This is a genomic window from Pseudomonas sp. B21-012, assembly GCF_024749305.1.
Classification (GTDB): Bacteria; Pseudomonadota; Gammaproteobacteria; order Pseudomonadales; family Pseudomonadaceae; genus Aquipseudomonas.
This window is the reverse complement of the sequence record NZ_CP087197.1, coordinates 2,973,610-2,990,797: the sequence shown is the minus strand read 5'-3', so window position 1 is coordinate 2,990,797 and position 17,188 is coordinate 2,973,610. Positions and strand designations below refer to the sequence as shown.

Genomic DNA, 17,188 nt, shown 5'->3' with positions numbered 1-17,188 from the left:
GTGAGGAAGATCAATAGGATAGTATGTAAATACATGGTACGTATCACAGTACGAAATAGTAGGAGCTGACATGGCCCGTGGCGGTATCAACAAGGCATTAGTGCAGAAGGCGCGGCAGGCGCTGCTGGCCCGGGGCGAGCATCCGAGTATCGATGCCGTACGTATCGAGCTGGGTAATACCGGCTCGAAAACCACCATTCATCGTTACCTCAAAGAGCTGGAAAGCCTGCAGCCGACGGCACCCGCCAGCACGGCAAACCTCAGCGATGCGCTGGCGGCAGTGGTCGAGCAACTGGCCGCGCAACTGCAGGAGGAGGCTGAGGCGCGTATCGACCTTGCCCGTAGTGCCTTTGAACAAGAGCGCCAGACCCTGCTGGCGCAGGTGCAGATCAGCCAGCAGGCGCTGGCCGCCTTGCAACAGCAACATGAAATCCAGACGGCGGCGCTGGCCAGCGAGTCAGAGGCCCTGGCCACCGCCCGCACCAGCTTGCAAAGCGAGCAGACCCGCAACGCCACCCTCAACCAGGCGGTGGGCGAACTGAACCTGCGCCTGGCCGATAAGGACGAGCAGGTCCGCTCGCTGGAAGACAAGCACCAGCACGCCCGCGATGCCCTTGAGCATTACCGCAACGCCAGCCGCGAACAGCGCGACCAGGATCAACGCCGGCACGAGGCGCAGGTACAGTTGCTGCAGGTGGAAGTGCGCCAGTTGCAGCAGAGCCTGATCGTCAAGCAAGACGAACTGACCCGCCTTAACCGCGACAACGAAGGCCTGCTGGTGCAGGTTCGCACCCTCAAGGAAGCGCAGCGCGGCCTCAAGACCCAGGGCGATCGCCAGCAGGCGAAAATTCACGGCCTGGAGGTCAAGCTTGCGCAGCTCAGCGGTTCACGCGATGAGCTGGAGAAGCAGAACCAGGACCTGGCCTTGAGCCTGGCCGAACGGGTGTCGGAATTGCGCCGCCAGCTGCAGCTGATCGGCAAGCAGGAAGCACAGTTGCGCCAGGCCGAGCGTGCCCGCGAACAGGTTCAGGACAACGGCTGAAGTTTCATGCGCATGGCGCAGCGGCCGATCAGTCCCTGCAGTTGTTCGCGGTTCAACTGTTGGCGCAAAGCCTGGCTCAGTTGCTGTTCAGCGAGTGTCTCGAAGCCCAGGCGGGCATAGAAGGGCGCGTTCCAGGGAACGCAGGCAAAGGTGGTCAGGCTCAGGGCTTCGAAGCCGTGTTCGCGGGCCCAGTCAGCGGCGGCGCCGATCAACCGGCGGCCATGGCCCTGACCTTGCGCAGATTGCGCAACCGAGAGTTCATGAATGAACAGGTCGCGGCCTGCGGGTTGCGCGCAGAGGAACCCCTGCGGCACGTCGTCGGCGTCGGCCAGCACCCACTCATGGCCCTGGTCGATGAACTGGCGGTGCTCGTCGCTGCTCATCACCGGCCCCGTGGCAATCCACTCAAGACCTGGCTGATCGGCAAAAACCCGGGCGGCAGAACGTTCGACGGCGGGTAGCAGTTGCGCGTCTTCGACGCGGGCAAGGCGCAGGGTAACTGACATGGCGAAGGCTATTGAAGGTGGCTTTGCAGTGTCGTCAATTGCCGTTTTTTTCGCAACTGCAAGGGCGCTGCAAGCCTTTTGGACTAACGCCAAAAACGTTTAAGTGCGCTTAGGTATTAAGCCTAAAGCCAGAATCGTTTTTTTTCCCAGAACTGCTATTTCTTCAGGCAGCAGTGTGACCCCTTCGGTCATCTATGGGCAAAAGGACTGTCTAGCATGTCGATCCAGGCGCAGGTTTCCCCCCTCAATCAAAATGTCTCGTCCGCCGCTGTCACTGAAATCCCTACCAACGGCATCCTGAAACTTACCGAAAGCAGCGAAATCGCCCTCGACATCGATCCCGAGGCGGTTGCCAGCTATTCGAAAAGCGATGCCGACCTGGTGGTGCAGCTCAAGAACGGCGAGAGCGTCCGTATTGCCAATTTCTATGCCGAAGGCCAGCCACCCAGTGAGCTGTTCCTGGTCCATGAAGGCAAGCTGGTGGCGGTTAGCCTGCCGCCGGTTGCCGCAGAGGGCATCCTGGCGGCCACCTATGTCGCCCAGGAAAGCGCTGCAGGCTTTGACTCGCTGACCGCTGCCGGGGGCGCCGGTGCCGGTGCGACCGCAGGCGGCCTGGGGGTAGGGGGGATGCTGCTGGCGGGCGCGGCGGTGATTGGTGCGGGCGTTGCGGTGTCGAACAGTGGCGGCGGCGGCGGTGGTGGCGGCGGCAGTGAAACCCCACCGGTGGATACCACCGCGCCGGGTGCAGCGACGGGGTTGCAGGTGGCCACCGACGGCAGTTCGGTGAGCGGCAAGGCCGAGCCGGGCGCTACCGTCGGCATCGACACTAACGGCGACGGCAAGCCTGATGCAACCGTGGTGGTCGGCGCCGATGGCAGCTTCCAGGTACCGTTGAACCCGCCACTGACCAACGGTGAGACGGTGACCGTGGTGGTCACCGACCCGTCCGGCAACAGCAGCCCGCCGACCCAGATCACCGCACCGGACACCACCGCACCGGCGCCGGCAAGCGATCTGCAAGTCTCCCCCGATGGCACCCTGGTCAGTGGCAAGGGTGAGCCGGGAGCCACGGCGGGCATCGACACCGATGGCGACGGCCATCCCGACATCACGGTGATCATCGGCCCTGACGGCAGCTTCCAGGTGCCGCTTAACCCACCGCTGACCAATGGCCAGACGGTGACCGTGGTGATCACCGACCCGGCCGGCAACAGCAGCCCGCCAGCCCAGGCCAGCGCACCGGACACCACCGCCCCGGCGGCGCCCACGGATGTCGAAGTGGCGCCCGACGGCAGCAGCGTCAGCGGCAATGGCGAGCCCGGTGCCAGCGTTGGTGTCGACACCAATGGTGATGGCCAGCCGGATGTCACGGCGGTGATCGGCAGCGATGGCAGCTTCCAGGTGCCGCTTGATCCACCGCTGACCGATGGCCAGACCGTCACCGTGGTGGTCACTGACCCTGCCGGCAACAGCAGCCCGGGCGTCAGCGTCCAGGCCCCCGATTACCCGGATGCACCCCAGGTCAATGCCAGCAATGGCAGCGAGCTGTCGGGTACTGCCGAGCCCGGCGTAACCCTGGTGATCACCGACGGTAATGGCAACCCGATCGGCCAGACGGTCGCCGACGGCAATGGCAACTGGAGCTTTACGCCAGGCACGGCGCTGGCCGATGGCACCGTGGTCACTGTGGTGGCCCAGGATGCCAGCGGCCACAGCAGCCCGCCGGCGTCGATCACCGTCGACGGCGTGGCGCCGGCAGCGCCGCAGATCAACCCGAGCAACGGTAGCGAGATCAGCGGTAGCGCCGAAGCCGGGGCGACCATCACCCTGACCGACGGCAGCGGCAACCCGATCGGCCAGGCCACTGCCGATGCCAACGGCAACTGGAGTTTTACCCCGGCCACGCCGTTGCCCGATGGCACCGTGATCAATGCCGTGGCCCAGGACGCCGCCGGCAACATCAGTGGCCCGGGCAGCGTCACCGTCGATGGCGTAGCGCCTGGCGCACCGACGGTCAACCCGAGCAATGGCAGCGAGCTTAGCGGCAGCGCCGAGCCAGGCAGTACGGTGATCATCACCGACGGCAACGGCAATCCCATCGGCCAGACCAGCGCCGATGGCAGTGGCAACTGGAGCTACACCCCCAGCACGCCAATTGCCGATGGCACCGTGGTCAGTGTGGTCAGTCAGGATGCGGCGGGCAACAGCAGCGCGCCGGCAACGGTCAGCGTCGACGCAGTAGCGCCCGCGGCGCCAGTGGTCAACCCGAGCAATGGCGGTGTCATCAGCGGTACTGCCGAACCCGGTTCGACCGTCACCCTGACCGACGGCAGTGGCAACCCGATTGGTCAAACCAGCGCCGATGGCAGCGGCAACTGGAGTTTCACCCCGGGTAGCCCGTTACCCAACGGCACCGTGGTCAACGTCACCGCCACCGACGCCAGCGGCAACACCAGCGTCCCCGGCGGTACTGTCGTCGATGCCCAGGCGCCGGCCGCACCGCAGGTCAATCCGAGCAATGGCGCGGTCATCAGCGGTACTGCCGAAGCCGGTGCCAAGGTCATTCTCAGCGACGGCAGTGGTAACCCCATTGGTGAAACCACTGCCGACGGCAGCGGCAACTGGAGCTTTACTCCGGGCGCCGCGTTGCCTGATGGCAGCGTGATCAATGCCGTGGCCCAGGACGCCGCCGGCAACAGCAGCGGCCCGGCCGCCGTCACTGTCGATGCCGTCGCGCCACTGGCGCCGACCATCAATCCGAGCAATGGCAGCAGCCTCAGTGGCACCGCCGAAGCCAACAGCAAGGTGATCGTCAGCGATGGCAACGGCAACCCGATTGCCGAGGTGACCGCCGATGGCAGCGGTAACTGGAGTTACACCCCGGGCACGCCAATCGCCGATGGCACGGTAATCAATGTGCTCGCCCAGGACGCGGCAGGTAACAGTAGCCCGCCGGCGAGCGTAAGCGTCGACAGCTCGGCACCTGCGGCTCCGGTACTCAACCCGAGCAATGGTAGCGTCATCAGCGGCACCGCCGAAGCCGGCGCCACGGTGCTGCTCAAGGATGGCAGCGGCAACCCGATCGGCCAGGTCACGGCCGACGGCAGCGGCAACTGGAGCTTCACCCCGGGCAGCCCGTTGCCCAACGGTACGGTAGTGGTGGCCACGGCCACCGACCCGACCGGCAACACCGGTGCTCCAGCGGCCACCACGGTAGACAGCGTCGCTCCGGGCGCGCCGCTACTCAACCCGAGCAATGGCAGCGTCATCAGTGGTACCGCCGAAGCCGGCGCCACCGTCACCCTGAGCGATGGCAGCGGCAACCCGATTGGACAGGTGACCGCCGACGGCAGCGGCAACTGGAGCTTTACCCCGGGCAGCCCGCTGCCCAACGGCACCGTGGTCAATGCGGTGGCCAGCGACCCGGCCGGCAACACCGGCGCACCGGCTTCTGCCGTAGTGGATGCCGTCGCGCCGCCGGCCCCGACGGTCAACCTGAGCAACGGCAACAGCCTGAGCGGCACCGCCGAAGCCAACAGCAAAGTCATTCTCACCGACGGCAGCGGCAACCCGATCGCCGAAGTCTTTGCCGACGGCAGCGGCAACTGGACCTACACCCCGGGTTCGGCGCTGGCCGATGGCACCGTGGTCAACGTTGTCGCCCAGGATGCTGCCGGCAATGTCAGCGCACCGGCCAGCGTTACTGTCGACAGCTCGGCGCCTGCGGCCCCGGTCATCAACCCGAGCAATGGCGCCACCATCAGCGGCACTGCCGAAGCCGGTGCCACGGTTGTCCTCAAGGATGGCAGCGGCAACCCGATTGGCCAGGTGACCGCCGATGGCAGCGGCAACTGGAGCTTCACCCCGGGCAGCCCGCTGGCCAACGGCACCGTGGTGATTGCCACCGCCACCGATCCGACTGGCAACACGGGCCTGCAGGCCGCCACCACCGTGGACAGCGTTGCCCCGGGCGCACCGGTCATCAATCCGAGCAATGGCAGCACCATCAGCGGCACTGCCGAAGCGGGGGCCAGGATCATCATCACCGATGGTGGTGGCAATCCGATCGGCCAGACCACCGCCGACGGTAGCGGCAACTGGACGTTCACGCCTGCTGCGCCATTGGTCAACGGCGTAGTGGTCAATGCCGTGGCCCAGGACCCGGCCGGCAATAGCAGCGGCCCGGGCACCACCACGGTGGATGCCGTGCCGCCGCCAGCGCCGGTGGTCAACCCAAGCAACGGTAATACCCTCAACGGCACCGCCGAGGCCAACAGCACCGTTACCCTGACCGACGCCAGCGGCAACCCGATCGGCCAGACCACCGCCGATGGCAGCGGCAACTGGACGTTCACCCCCGGTGCGCAACTGCCCAACGGCACCGTGGTCAATGTCACCGCCACCGACGCGGCCGGCAACACCGGCGCGCCCGCTAGCACTATCGTAGATACCTCTTTGCCGTCGATCCCGCAGATCGACCCCAGCAACGGTTCGGTCATCAGCGGCAGCGCCGATGCCGGCAACACCCTCATCATCACCGACGGCAACGGCAACCCGATCGGCCAGGTGACGGCCGACGGCAGTGGCAACTGGAGCTTCACCCCCGGTGTGCCGCTGCCGGACGGCACCGTGATCAATGTCGTGGCGCGCAACCCCGGCGGGGTCGACAGTGCGGCGGCGGTTGCCACGATTGATGGCGTTGCGCCCGCGGCGCCGCTGGTCGAGCCGAGCAACGGCGCCGAGATCAGCGGTACCGCCGAAGCCGGCGCGACCATCCTGCTCACCGATGGCGGCGGCAACCCGATTGGCCAGACCAGCGCCGATGGCAGTGGCAACTGGAGCTTCACCCCGGCCAGCCCGTTGCCCAACGGCACGGTGATCAACGCCGTGGCCCAGGATGCTGCCGGCAACAGCAGTGGCCCGGGCAGCACCACGGTGGATGCCGTGGCGCCTGCCGCGCCGGTGATCAACCCGAGCAATGGCGCGGTCATCAGCGGTACCGCCGAGATGGGTGCCAAGGTCATCCTTACCGATGGCAGCGGCAACCCGATTGGCCAGGTCACGGCCGACGGCAGCGGCAACTGGACGTTCACCCCAGGCAGCCCCTTGCCCAATGGCACGGTAATCAATGCCGTGGCCCAGGACGCGGCCGGCAACACCAGCAGCCCGGTCAGCACCACTATTGACGCGGTGGCCCCGGCTGCGCCGGTGATCGACCCGAGTAACGGCGCGGTCATCGTCGGCACTGCTGAAGCCGGTGCCAAGGTTATCCTCACCGACGGCAGCGGCAACCCGATTGGCCAGGTGACGGCCGATGGCAGCGGCAACTGGAGCTACACCCCGGGCTCGCCACTTGCCAACGGCACCGTGGTCAATGCCGTAGCCCAGGACGCTGCCGGCAACACCAGCCTGCAAGGCAGCACCACGGTCGACGCCGTGGCCCCCGGCGCACCGGTGGTCAACCCGAGCAATGGTGCAGTCATCAGCGGCACCGCCGAAGCGGGTGCCAAGGTCATCCTTACTGACGGCAGCGGCAACCCGATTGGTCAAACCACTGCTGATGGCAGCGGCAACTGGAGCTTCACCCCGGCCAGCCCGTTGCCCAACGGCACGGTGATCAACGCCGTGGCCCAGGATGCTGCCGGCAACAGCAGTGGCCCGGGCAGCACCACGGTGGATGCCGTGGCGCCTGCGGTGCCGGTGGTCAACGTCAGTAACGGCGTGGTCATCAGCGGCAGCGCCGAAATCGGCGCCAAGGTCGTTCTGACCGATGGCAGTGGCAACCCGATTGGTGAAACCACCGCCGATGGCAGCGGTAACTGGAGCTTCGTGCCAGGCACGCCGCTGCCCGATGGCACCGTGGTCAACGCCGTGGCCGAGGACGCCGCAGGCAACAGCAGCGGCCCGGCCAGCACCACGGTGGATGCCGTGGCACCGGCAACACCGGTGATCAATGCCAGCAACGGGGCAGTTGTTGTCGGTACTGCCGAAGCCAATGCCACGGTGATCCTCACCGATGGCAGCGGCAACCCGATCGGTCAGACCAGCGCCGATGGCAGCGGCAACTGGAGCTACACACCGCTGCCGCCGTTGGCCAACGGCACGGTGGTCAATGCCGTAGCCCAGGACGCCGCCGGCAACAACAGCGGCCCGGCCAGTACGGTGGTTGATGCCGTGGCGCCCGGCGCGCCGGTGGTCGATCCGAGCAATGGCACAGCGATCAGCGGCACCGCCGAAGCGGGTGCCAAGGTCATCCTTACCGACGGCAGCGGCAGCCCGATTGGTCAAACCACTGCCGATGGCAGTGGTAACTGGAGCTTCACCCCGGCCAGCCCGTTGCCCAATGGCACCGTCGTCAATGCCGTGGCCCAGGACGCTGCCGGCAACAGCAGCGGCCCGGCCAGCACCACGGTGGATGCCGTGGCGCCTGCAACACCTGTGATCAACCCGAGCAATGGTGCGGTGATCACCGGCACCGCGGAAATCGGCGCCAAGGTCATTCTTACCGATGGCAGCGGCAATCCGATTGGTCAAACCACCGCTGATGGCAGCGGCAACTGGAGCTTTGTTCCGGGTTCGCCATTGGCCAATGGCACGCTGATCAATGCCGTGGCCCAGGATGCTGCCGGCAACAATAGCGGCCCGGTCAGTACCACGGTTGACGCCGTGGCGCCGGCCGCACCGGTAATCGAGCCGAGCAACGGCGCGATCATTGTCGGTACCGCCGAAGCCGGCGCCAAGGTCATTCTCACCGACGGCAGCGGCAACCCGATCGGTCAAACCACTGCTGATGGCAGCGGCAATTGGAGCTTTACCCCAGGCGTGCCACTTGCCAACGGCACCGTGATCAATGCGCTGGCCCAGGATGCCGCTGGCAACAGCAGCGGGCCGGTCAGCACTACCATTGACGCGGTGGCGCCTGGCGCACCGGTGATCAACCCGAGCAATGGCGCGATCATCAGCGGTACCGCCGAGATCGGTGCCAAGGTCATCCTTACCGACGGCAGCGGCAACCCGATCGGTCAAACCACTGCTGATGGCAGCGGCAACTGGAGCTTCACCCCCGGCGCGCCACTTGCCAACGGCACGGTGGTCAATGCCGTGACCCAGGACGCCGCCGGCAACAACAGCGGCCCGGCTAGCACCACAGTGGATTCCGTGGCGCCGGCCGCACCGGTGATCAACCCGAGCAACGGCGCAGTCATCAGCGGTACTGCCGAAATCGGCGCCAAGGTCACGCTCACCGATGGCAGCGGCAACCCGATTGGCCAGACCACCGCCGATGGCAGCGGCAACTGGAGCTTCACCCCGGCCAGCCCGCTGCCCAACGGCACCGTGGTCAATGCCGTGGCCGAGGACGCCGCCGGCAATGACAGCGGGCCGGCAACCACTACGGTCGACAGCGTGGCACCGGGTGCACCGGTGCTGAGCATCAGTGCCGACGGCGCGTTACTCACCGGTACCGCCGAGGCCAACAGCCAGGTGCGCATCGTGGTCAACGGCGACAGCGCCAACCCGATCACGGTCAACGTCGATGGCAGCGGCACCTTCAGCCTGCCGTTCGCACCACCACTGATTACCGGCGAGCTGCTGTCGGCGGTGGCGGTGGATGCGGCCGGCAACGTCAGCGGCCCGGGCAGCGTCATTGCCCCGGACCTGGCGCCGCCAACCATCAGCGTGCCGGAAGCCGCCGATACCTGGATCAACGCCGCCGAAATCAGCGATGGCATCCAGGTCAACGTGAGCGTGCGGCCGACCATGCAGGCCGGCCAGGTGGTCACCGTCAAGTTCGCCGGCCAGAACGGCTATGAAGCCGAGGTCAGCCATACCCTGACGGCCGGTGATATCAGCGCTGGCAGCGTGACCCTGACCCTGACCCCGCCAGGCGGGCAGGGGCCGTTCCCGCAGGGCGCCTCGACCGTCACGGCCGACATCAACGGCGGCGCCGCCTCGACGCCGGCACCGTTCACCATCGACACCGTGCCACCGGCCACCCCGGTGCTGTCGCTGGTCGGCAACCTGCTGACCATCTCTGCCGAACCTGGCACTGAGCTGACCGTCAACCTGACCGTCGGCGGGGTAGTCGCTACGGTAACGGTAACCGCCGACAACAGCGGGCTGGCGTCGCTGAACCTGCTCACTGACCTGGACATCGACTTCAGCTGGGACCAACTGCTCAGTGCCCAGGTCTCGGTGGTCGGCCGCGACCCGGCCGGCAACCCGAGCAACGTCGCCAGCATCGGCATTGGCGCCAGCATCGAGCAGCCGGTGACCATCGGCGGCTTCGGGGTTGATGTCAGCCTCAACCCGTTGAACCCCAGGTTTGGCTTCAGCGGTACCACCGAGGCCGGTTCCAGCCTGGTGATTCGCGTCATCACCCCGGTGTTGAACGTCGAATTGCTGCCAATCAACGCCGATGGCACTGGGCACTTTGCCCTGAACCTGCTGAGCCCGAGCGTCCTCACCCAGTTGGGGCTGAACATTACCGACATCCTCAACCTTGGCTCGCAGATCTCCTTCAACGTTGTCTCAACCGATGGTCAGGGCAACGACAGCGCCGCCTATGGCATCACCCTGGTACCCAACGGCCTGTCGCTGAACATTGGCCAGATCGACGTCAACGGCACCGCTGGCGACGACGTGATGGCGGGGGCCAACGGCAGCTCCGAGCATATCAATGGCGGGGCCGGCAGCGACCTGATCTTCAACCTCGGCACCGGCGATCATGTGGTGGCGGGTGACGGCAACGACACCATCCAGATCACCGCCACCAACTTTGTCAGCATCGACGGCGGGGCGGGCTTCGATACCCTGTTGTTCGCCAACGGCATCGACCTGGACTACAACTCGGTGGGGGTCGGCACGCTGAGCAATATCGAGCGTATCGACCTGGGCAAGGGCGATTCGGGCAGCGTGCTGACCCTGACCGCAGCGGAGGTCAACGCCATTACCGATGCCAACAACACCCTGCAGATCACCGGTGAAAGCAACGACACCCTGAACGTGGTCGGGGCGGTGAACACCGGGACCAGCCAGGCGATCAACGGCGTCAACTACGACGTCTACACCTTTGGCGCCAACATCTTGCTGGTCGAGGACAATACGGTTCAGGTTGTCGTGTGATGGCAGCGCGCATGCAGTACGCGCGCAAGGGACGGCGGCAAGCGCAAGTGGCCCTGTGGCTGCTGGCGCTGGGCCTGCCGATGGTTGCGCCAGCCATGCCACTGGACCAGGCGGTCCGGGCAGGGCTGGCGATTCACCCTGAGGTGCGCTCGGCGATGGCCGAAGCCGATCGCGCCGGAACAGAAGTGGAGATTGCCAAAGGCGGCTACTACCCGTCGGTGTCGGTGTCTGGCGGGCCGCAGGAGTTCGATTTTGGCGACGTGGTCTACGACCTGACCGCCTCGCAGATGCTCTATGACTGGGGCCGGGTCAACAGCAAGGTCGACAGCGCCAGCGCCACCCAGCGCAAACTGTCGCAGGCACTGCTGGTGGCCCGCGACGATGCCGCGCTGGATATCGTCGAGACCTACCTGGATGTACTGGCGGCCGAGCGCCGGGTCGAGGCGGTGCGCGAGCACCTGCAGCGCCTCGGTGGCATCCGCCAGATGACCGAGGACCGTGGCGGCGACGGCTATGCCGACCGCAGCGAGCTGGACCGCGCCAACCTTGAACTGGCACGGGCCCAGGAGCAACTGGCGCTGGAGAAGGGCAACCTGCAGGATGCCCGCAACCAGTACGCCCTCCTGGTTGGCCAGGAACCCGATGCCCTCAGCGACCCCGAGCCGCTGTCGCTCAAGCGCTACCTGGCCTCAAGCGACCTGACCCGGGTGATCCACGACGCGCCCTTGCAACGCAAGGCCCTGGAAGACGCCAACGTTGCCGAAGCCCAGGTCCGCGAAGCCAAGGCGTCGTTGTTGCCGCAACTGAATATTGAAGCCACAGCCTTGCGCCGGGAAGTCGGCGGGCATCCGGAAAGCGACTCGGTGGTGGCCCTGCGCTTGCGCATGGACACCTTCCAGGGCCTGTCCAACTTCCGCCGCCCGACCGCCGCGCAGCAACGCCTGGAGTCGGCGCGCTTTACCGCCGATGCCATGCAGCGCGACATCCGCCGCCAATTGCAGACCTTGTTCGACAACAGTGAAACCCTGGGTTGGCGGGAGAAGTCGCTGCAGCAGCAGGTCACCGAGTCGGCGCAGGTCAGCGAGCTGTACCGCGAGCAGTTCGAGGTGGGCCGGCGCGATGTGATCGACCTGCTCAACGTCCAGCGCGAACGCTTCGAGGCCGAGCGGCAACTGATCAACCTGCACATCGAACGCAAACGCATCGAGTACCGGGCGGCCGCACAGGTCGGCTTGTTGGGCCCACTGGTGGAGAATCGCTTGAATGGAAGCTGACAACAGGATTGCCGACAACGTCGTGGTGCTCAACCACGACCCTCTCAACGATCCGCTGCGCGAGGGCTTGCTGTTGCTGTGCCGGCAATTGGGGCGGCCGCTGGGCGATGCCGAGCTGGTCGACGGCTTGCCGTTGGAGCACGGCCGCCTGCCGCTGCGCATGGTCGCCCGGGCTTTGCGCCGCGCCGATATCACCGCGCGGGTCGATCAACTACCGCTGGCGCAGATGGACAACTACCTGCTGCCCGCGCTGTTGCTGCTTAACGACGGGCGCAGCCTGGTGCTGGTCAAGCTCGACGCTGAGCACGCTCAGGTGCTGGTACCGCAGAGCGATGGCGGCGGCGAGCGTTTGCCCCTGGCTGAACTGGCGGCGCTGTACAGCGGCACGGCGGTGTTCGCCAAGTGCCGGTTTCGCGCCGACGAGCGGGTAGGGGATTACGCCAGGGCGGTGCCCGAGCACTGGTTTTTCGGCCCGCTGAAAAAGCTCTGGCGTTCTTACGCCGAAGTGGCCGCCGCCGCCCTGGTGGCCAACGTCCTGGCGATTGCCTCGGCGCTGTTCGCCATGCAGGTATATGACCGCGTGGTGCCCAACGCCGCCTTCGACACCCTGTGGATTCTGGCCAGCGGCGTGGCCCTGGCGATTGTCCTCGACGGCGTGCTGCGGATCATGCGCGGGCATTTGCTTAACGTGCTGGGCAAGCGCCTCGACCTGCAGCTCTCCAGCCTGTTGTTTTCGCGGGTGCTGAGCACGCGGATCGCCGCCAAGCCGGCGTCCATGGGCGCCTTCAGCACCCAGGTGCGCGAGTTCGAATCGGTACGCGAGTTCTTTACCTCATCCAGCGCTGCGCTGATCAGCGATTTGCCGTTCGTGCTGATCTTTTTGTTGATCATTGCCCTGATCGGTGGCCAGGTGGTCTGGGTTCCGATCGTCGCCTGTGTGCTGATGGTACTGCCGGGGCTGCTGACCCAGCGCCTGCTGGGTAATCTGTCGCGGCAGAACCTGCGCGAAGGGGCGATGAAAAACGGCGTGCTGCTGGAAGCCTTCGAGCACCTGGAAACGGTCAAGGCCACCCGCGCCGAAGGCCGTTGCCTGCAGCAGTGGGAAACCCTGACCGGCGAGCTTTCAAGCACGGCAATGAAAACCCACGCCCTGGCCTCGAGCCTGAGCTACGCCTCGAGCATCGTCCAGCAATTGTGCTACGTCGGCGTGGTGGTGTTCGGTGTCTACCGCATCAGCGAAGGGGCGATGACCGTCGGGGCCCTGGTGGCCTGTTCGATCCTCGCCTCGCGAGCCATCGCGCCGCTGTCCCAGGCGGCTGGCATTCTCGGGCGCTGGCAGCACACCAAGGTGGCCATGGAAGGCCTCGACCAGCTGATGGCCGCCGAGCAGGAGCGGCCCAAGGGCAAGCGCTTCGTGCACAAGCCGCACCTGCACGGGCACTTTCGCCTTGAAGGCGTGCGCCTGAGCCACGGTGACAGCCCGCCGGTGGTGGACATTCAGGCACTGACCATCCAGGCCGGCGAGCGGGTGGCGCTGCTGGGCGGCAACGGCGCCGGCAAGTCGACCCTGCTGCGCCTGCTCAGCGGCTTGCTCGATGCCCAGGCCGGGCGCCTGCTGCTCGATGACGTCGCCCTCAGCCAGATCGACCCGGCCGACCGCCAGCGCGGTATTGGCTACCTGCCCCAGGAGGTGGCGTTGTTCCAGGGCAGCCTGCGCGACAACCTCAACCTCGAAAGCGCCGCCCTGAGCGATGACGAACTGCTGGAAACCCTCGACGGCGTCGGCCTCGGCGCTTTCGTGCGCAGCCATTCGCTGGGCCTGGACATGCCGCTGCAGGGCAACGCCAGTTTGTCTGGCGGCCAGCGCCAGGCCGTGGGCCTGGCCCGGGTACTGCTGCAGGACCCGCCAATACTGCTGCTCGACGAACCCACTGCAGCCTTCGACCAGACCAGCGAAAAACAGGTGATCGACTACCTGCAGCAATGGCTGGGCAAGCGCACCCTGATCATCACCACGCACAAAAAAAGCATGCTTGCCCTGGTCGAGCGCGCGGTGGTGCTGCGCCAGGGCCGGGTGATCATGGATGGCCCGCTGGACCAGGTGGTGCAGGGCAGTCAGGTACAGGCCCCACAGGCCGCAGGAGGTGCACATGGACTCTGAGCGCAAGGCGGCGAAACTGCGCCGCGAGCTGGCCGACCCGCTGCTGGCGGTGACCCACCCGGTGTACCGGCCGCTGTTGTGGCTGTTGCTGGCCTGCATCCTCATCGCTATCGCCTGGGCGGCCTGGGCCGAGCTTGACGAGGTCACCCGTGGCGATGGTCGGGTGGTGCCGTACAGCCGCATCCAGAAGATCCAGAGCCTGGAAGGCGGCATCCTCGACCGCCTGCTGGTCAAGGAGGGCGACCTGGTGGAGGTTGGCCAGCCGCTGGTGCGCCTGGATGAAACGCGCTTTCTGACCAACGTCCAGGAGTCGACCAACCAGGCCGACGGCCTGCGCGCGGCGATTGCCCGCCTGGATGCCGAGGTGCTGGGCAAGGAACGCATCGAGTTCGGCCCCGGGGTCGACCCCGACAGCCCGTTGGCGCGCTCCGAGCGCGAGCTGTTCAAGTCGCGGCGCGGCAAGTTGCTGGAAAACACCCGCTCGATCCAGGCGCAGATCCGCCTGGCCCAGAGCCAGCTCGACCTGGTGCGCCCGCTGGTGGCCAAGCGCGCGGTCAGCCAGATGGAGGCATTGAAACTCAGCCAGGACATCGCCACCCTCAACGGCAAGCTCACCGAGCTGAAGAACACCTATTTCCAGGACGCCTACACCGAGCGCTCGCAGCGCAAGGCCGACCTCAGCGCCCTGGAGCCGATCATCCAGCAGCGCCAGGACCAGTTGCGCCGCACCGAGATCCTGTCGCCGGTGCGCGGACGGGTCAACACTGTGCTGATCAACACCCGCGGCGGGGTGATCCAGCCGGGCGAGGCGATCATGGAGGTGATCCCGGTAGAAGAGCGCCTGCTGGTCGAGGCGCGAATCAAGCCGCGGGACGTGGCCTTCCTGGTGCCGGGCATGCCGGCCAAGGTCAAGATCACCGCCTACGACTTCTCCATCTATGGCGACCTCAAGGGCACCCTGGAGCAAATCAGCGCCGACACCATCGAGGAAGACACCCCGCGCGGCAAGGAGTCGTACTACCAGGTGCTGATCAAAACCGACGGCAGCCAGCTGAAGAAGGGCGATGAGGTGCTGCCGATCATCCCCGGCATGGTTGCCGAGGTGGATATCCTCAGCGGCAAGCGCACGGTGCTCAATTATCTGATCAGGCCGCTGGTCAAGGCGCGCCTGTACTAGCGAGTCCCTGTGGGAACCGGCCTTGCCGGTGAAGGGCTGCGCAGCAGCCCTTAGTTTTTTACTCTCCAACAACCACAAAAATCATAATTTCGCCTTTCTTCGCGCTCTCCCAGAATGCGACCTACACCCTCCCACGGCCACCCGCGTGGGACAACTCAGTAGGGCGCAGACATGACAACCAATAAAACCAAGATCGATACGCTCGTAGTGGGCGCCGGGCAAGCCGGCGTGGCCATGAGTGAACACCTGAGCCGCCTGGGCGTGCCGCACCTGGTGCTGGAGCGCAACCGTATCGCCGAAGCCTGGCGCACCGGTCGCTGGGATTCGCTGGTGGCCAATGGGCCGGCCTGGCACGACCGCTTCCCGGGCCTGGAGTTCGACGGCCTCGACCCGGACGCCTTCGCTGGTAAAGACCAGGTGGCCGATTACTTCGAAGCCTACGCGCGCAAATTCAACGCACCGATCCGCACTGGCGTCGAAGTTACCCAGGTGCTGCGCAACAGCGATCGTCCGGGGTTCACCGTGCACACCAGCGATGGCGTGATCGAGGCCCAGCAGGTGGTGGTTGCCACCGGCCCGTTCCAGCGCCCGGTGATCCCGCCGATTGCGCCGAAGCAGTCGAACGTATTGCAGATGCACTCGGCCGCCTACCGCAACCCGCAGCAGTTGCCTGAAGGCGCGGTGCTGGTGGTTGGCGCCGGCTCATCGGGGGTGCAGATCGCCGATGAACTGCAGCGTGCCGGCAAGCAGGTGTACCTCTCGGTCGGCGCCCACGACCGGCCGCCACGGGCCTACCGCAACCGTGACTTCTGTTGGTGGCTGGGGGTGCTCGGCGAGTGGGATGCCGAGACCATGCAGCCGGGCAAGGAGCACGTGACCATCGCCGTCAGCGGTGCCCGCGGCGGCCACACCGTGGATTTTCGCCGCCTGGCCCAACAAGGCATGACCCTGGTCGGCCTGACCAAGGGCTTTGATAACGGCGTGGTCAGCTTTGAAGCCAACCTGGCCGAGAACATCGCCCGCGGCGACGAGAACTACCTGGCGCTGCTCGATGCCGCCGACGCCTACATTGCCCGCAATGGCCTGGACCTGCCGCAAGAGCCGCAAGCGCGGGAAATTCTGCCTGATCCGCAGTGCCTGACCCAGCCCATCCTCGAACTCGACCTGGCCAAGGCCGGGGTCGGCACCATCATCTGGGCCACCGGCTATTCGGTGGACTACAGCTGGCTGCAGGTCGACGCCTTCAAGGACAACGGCAAGCCCCGGCACCAGCGCGGCGTGTCCAGCGAGCCGGGGGTGTACTTCGTCGGCCTGCCTTGGCTGTCGCGGCGCGGCTCGGCGTTTATCTGGGGGGTGTGGCACGACGCCAAGCACATCGCCGATCACATCGCCAAACAGCGCACCTACCTCAATTACCGCGACGCTTCGCAGCGCCAGGCCGAACAGCAAGCGTCCAGCCAACCAGCCAGCCTCATGGGAGCCCGTTGATGCCTACTCATACCCGTATTCGCATGTTCAACACCAAAGACACCTACCCCAACCAGACCCTGGACAACGACCTGTGCCAGGCCGTGCGTGCCGGCAACACCGTGTATGTGCGCGGCCAGGTGGGTACCGACTTCAATGGCCAGCTGGTCGGCCTGGGTGACCCGCGGGCGCAAGCCGAGCAGGCCATGCGCAACGTCAAGCAACTGCTGGAGGAGGCCGGCAGCGACCTCAGCCATATCGTCAAGACCACCACCTACCTGATCGACCCGCGCTATCGCGAGCCGGTGTACCAGGAAGTCGGTAAATGGCTCAAGGGCGTGTTCCCGATCTCCACCGGCCTGGTGGTCAGCGCCCTCGGCCAGCCGCAGTGGCTGATGGAAATCGACGTGATCGCGGTCATCCCCGAATAAGGAGCGT

At 66.0% G+C, this 17,188-nt stretch carries 8 protein-coding genes; 7 read left to right on the top strand and 1 reads right to left on the bottom strand.

Going from position 1 to position 17,188, the window contains the following annotated elements:
* Positions 1–70 precede the first annotated feature (70 nt).
* On the top strand, positions 71–1,042 hold the full coding sequence (locus LOY37_RS13550) for a DNA-binding protein (RefSeq protein ID WP_258714937.1): 972 nt from the start codon (positions 71–73) through the stop codon (positions 1,040–1,042).
* On the opposite strand, the gene LOY37_RS13545 is transcribed toward LOY37_RS13550, so the two are convergent.
* Positions 1,027–1,548: a GNAT family N-acetyltransferase gene (locus LOY37_RS13545; protein WP_093382802.1), complete on the bottom strand. Its 522-nt coding sequence runs from the start codon at positions 1,546–1,548 to the stop codon at positions 1,027–1,029. The genes LOY37_RS13550 and LOY37_RS13545 overlap by 16 nt on opposite strands.
* 216 nt (positions 1,549–1,764) lie before the next feature.
* Here LOY37_RS13545 and LOY37_RS13540 point away from each other — a divergent pair, with 216 nt between their 5' ends.
* The 6 genes from LOY37_RS13540 to LOY37_RS13515 all read left to right on the top strand — a co-directional run bounded on the left by LOY37_RS13540 (position 1,765) and on the right by LOY37_RS13515 (position 17,181).
* Complete coding sequence (locus LOY37_RS13540; RefSeq protein ID WP_258714936.1) at positions 1,765–10,671, top strand: Ig-like domain-containing protein; 8,907 nt, start codon at positions 1,765–1,767, stop codon at positions 10,669–10,671.
* Positions 10,671–11,945, top strand: coding sequence for a TolC family protein (locus LOY37_RS13535; protein ID WP_195884101.1), 1,275 nt, complete (start codon positions 10,671–10,673; stop codon positions 11,943–11,945). Before LOY37_RS13540 ends, LOY37_RS13535 begins: the two co-directional genes overlap by 1 nt.
* Positions 11,935–14,106 carry a type I secretion system permease/ATPase gene (locus LOY37_RS13530; protein WP_258714935.1) on the top strand — a complete coding sequence of 724 codons (2,172 nt, stop codon included), beginning with the start codon at positions 11,935–11,937 and terminating at the stop codon, positions 14,104–14,106. Before LOY37_RS13535 ends, LOY37_RS13530 begins: the two co-directional genes overlap by 11 nt.
* Entirely contained in the window at positions 14,096–15,283 is a 1,188-nt protein-coding gene (locus LOY37_RS13525; RefSeq protein ID WP_093382819.1) for an HlyD family efflux transporter periplasmic adaptor subunit, read from the top strand. The genes LOY37_RS13530 and LOY37_RS13525 overlap by 11 nt, the downstream gene beginning before the upstream one ends.
* 171 nt (positions 15,284–15,454) lie before the next feature.
* Positions 15,455–16,771 (top strand): NAD(P)/FAD-dependent oxidoreductase, encoded by a 1,317-nt coding sequence (locus LOY37_RS13520; protein WP_258597760.1) that lies wholly within the window; start codon positions 15,455–15,457, stop codon positions 16,769–16,771.
* Positions 16,771–17,181 (top strand): RidA family protein, encoded by a 411-nt coding sequence (locus LOY37_RS13515; protein WP_003201555.1) that lies wholly within the window; start codon positions 16,771–16,773, stop codon positions 17,179–17,181. The genes LOY37_RS13520 and LOY37_RS13515 overlap by 1 nt, the downstream gene beginning before the upstream one ends.
* Positions 17,182–17,188: the final 7 nt, after the last annotated feature.

Coding starts and splice junctions, on each gene's coding strand:
- LOY37_RS13550 (WP_258714937.1), top strand. CDS start 71: ATGGCCCGTGGCGGTATCAACAAGGCATTAGTGCAGAAGGCGCGGCAG.
- LOY37_RS13545 (WP_093382802.1), bottom strand. CDS start 1,548: ATGTCAGTTACCCTGCGCCTTGCCCGCGTCGAAGACGCGCAACTGCTA.
- LOY37_RS13540 (WP_258714936.1), top strand. CDS start 1,765: ATGTCGATCCAGGCGCAGGTTTCCCCCCTCAATCAAAATGTCTCGTCC.
- LOY37_RS13535 (WP_195884101.1), top strand. CDS start 10,671: ATGGCAGCGCGCATGCAGTACGCGCGCAAGGGACGGCGGCAAGCGCAA.
- LOY37_RS13530 (WP_258714935.1), top strand. CDS start 11,935: ATGGAAGCTGACAACAGGATTGCCGACAACGTCGTGGTGCTCAACCAC.
- LOY37_RS13525 (WP_093382819.1), top strand. CDS start 14,096: ATGGACTCTGAGCGCAAGGCGGCGAAACTGCGCCGCGAGCTGGCCGAC.
- LOY37_RS13520 (WP_258597760.1), top strand. CDS start 15,455: ATGACAACCAATAAAACCAAGATCGATACGCTCGTAGTGGGCGCCGGG.
- LOY37_RS13515 (WP_003201555.1), top strand. CDS start 16,771: ATGCCTACTCATACCCGTATTCGCATGTTCAACACCAAAGACACCTAC.